At 56.7% G+C, this 1,883-nt stretch carries 2 protein-coding genes; one reads left to right on the forward strand and one right to left on the reverse strand.

The genetic code is table 11. From position 1 onward, the window contains the following. Positions 1–6: 6 nt before the first annotated feature. A complete protein-coding gene (locus ACSQ83_RS35805) occupies positions 7–1,254 on the reverse strand; it encodes an ISL3 family transposase (protein ID WP_436231364.1) in 1,248 nt (415 codons plus the stop codon). On the opposite strand from ACSQ83_RS35805, the gene ACSQ83_RS35810 reads away from it, so the two are divergent. After that, positions 1,253–1,699, forward strand: a complete 447-nt coding sequence (locus ACSQ83_RS35810; protein WP_243830349.1) for a hypothetical protein — start codon at positions 1,253–1,255, stop codon at positions 1,697–1,699. The genes ACSQ83_RS35805 and ACSQ83_RS35810 overlap by 2 nt on opposite strands. The last annotated feature ends 184 nt before the right edge of the window (positions 1,700–1,883 follow it).

Below are 1,883 nucleotides of genomic sequence, written 5' to 3' on the forward strand. Positions count from 1 at the left end.
GGTCCGTCAGTAAAATCTATGGGCGAGTTCTGGCTCAGGAAGTTTGCCAAGTACGTGATATAGCGAGAGTTCCGTCATTTTGAAGGTGCGATATCCATAGGCTTTTCTCATAGTGACTTTGGCTTTGTTGTTCAGTCCCTCAACGATGCCACTGGAGAACGCCTTTCGCGCCCGGAAATAGTTGAGCAACAGCTCTCGATGGGTGCGTACTGTGCGAGCGAATTTCTTGAGCGGGTCGATGCGCGAGCGCATGACCTCGCTGCACCACTGATCGAGGAATTTGCCTGCCCATGCGGGTGACTCGTAGTCCCAGAATTGCTGGAAGTATTCTTTGAAGAGGTAGGCCCGTACGCTCTTGAGGTTATAGCGCAGCACCTCACGCAGCTTGATGCGCTGGGAGTCGGTCAGGTTCCCCGGGCGCTTGAGCAGACACCAGCGCGACTTCTTAAGCACCGGCTCGTAGCCGTCCTTGACCAGTTGGCGTGCTTCGCCCGCACGGACCTCGTCGATGGCAAGATTGAGTTTAGCGACGATGTGAAAGCGGTCCAGAATGTTCAGCGCCCCTGTGCAATGCAGTTTGATCATGTCCAGATAGGGTTTCCACATGTCCGAACACACAAATTCGATGCCCTGTGCCAGTTCCGTGCCGATCATATCGAAGAACTTCTGGAACGCTTCTTTGGTGCGCTTCTCGCCCACCCAGAGCAGGCGCGTGCAGCCCGCCTCGATCTGGTAGACCAGTGTCAGATACTCATGACCACGACCGTAGGCGATTTCGTCCACGCCGATGGCCCGGATATGCCCCAGCTCGCGATGCTCCAGACCCCATTGCACGACATAGGCCACGGCCTGTTGGACCTTCTCCCAACTGGTGTGGAAGGACTGTGCCGTGTCCTTCCATGAAAGCTTGCGCGCCCAGTGCGCCAAGTACAGCATGTACGCCCTGGTCAACTGGTGCTTGCCCATTGCCCAGGGCACCTCCTCTACCTTGACCCCACATCGCCTGCATTCCACGCGCCTCATGCTGTACAGTAAAAACACCGCAAAGCCCCAGATCGGGATGAACTCGAAGCGGCGTTGGGGCAGTTGGTCGTAGCCCCTGGCGGGTTGATGGCATCCTGAGCAGCACGCTCTGGAGCCTTTGCGCGGGCGCACATCGATCTCGATAGTATTGCTATGCATGCACAAGCGCGCGGTACCGTAGACGAAGCCAGGGAAATGGTGGCAGGCATTAAGCAGACGAGTCAAAAGCATGAGCAACAAATCCAGAAACGTTTCTCAGGAAACAACCATGGCCAATATTGCGGCCACGACCCTGGCACAGTATTGCCCCGACCTCGAAAGTTGGCCACAGCGCTGGCAGTATGACGAAGACGATCTTCCTATAGGGCGTGATATTGTCGAATGCTTACGCCCATTCCTGCTTGACCTGCTGAGCCGCGAACTCACGCCCAAGACACTGCGACGCCATCGCGACAATCTCTGGCTGCTGGGAGGTGAATTGATCCGCAGGCGTTACGAGGACACCAGGCTCAAGAAACTGCCCGCGCAAGAGGCCATCGCCGAGTTGATAGAACCAGACGGCGGCCCTCTGATCTGGCCACGCATCAGCCAGACTGATCAAGACTCCCTGGATGCCACCTGTCGCAGGCTATACAGGTTTCTCGAAGCCCGGGAAAAACCGGCAGCTAAAGGGTAGCGTGCTGCCACGGCTTACCCACCGAGTGCTTCGCACCTGTGGACAAGCCGCCTTGTGTGCCAGTGAAAGGCACCTCGGCTTGTCCACAGGCAAGCTCGGTGGATAAGCCTGCACCTGCGCATAACATCGTTCAAAAGAACCATACCTGAACTACGAAACCACCCATAAATTCCGCCGACCAAGC

This window comes from Caballeronia sp. LjRoot29, from assembly GCF_964252755.1.
In the GTDB taxonomy this organism is placed as follows: Bacteria; Pseudomonadota; Gammaproteobacteria; order Burkholderiales; family Burkholderiaceae; genus Caballeronia.

Coding starts and splice junctions, on each gene's coding strand:
- ACSQ83_RS35810 (WP_243830349.1), top strand. CDS start 1,253: ATGAGCAACAAATCCAGAAACGTTTCTCAGGAAACAACCATGGCCAAT.
- ACSQ83_RS35805 (WP_436231364.1), bottom strand. CDS start 1,254: ATGCTTTTGACTCGTCTGCTTAATGCCTGCCACCATTTCCCTGGCTTC.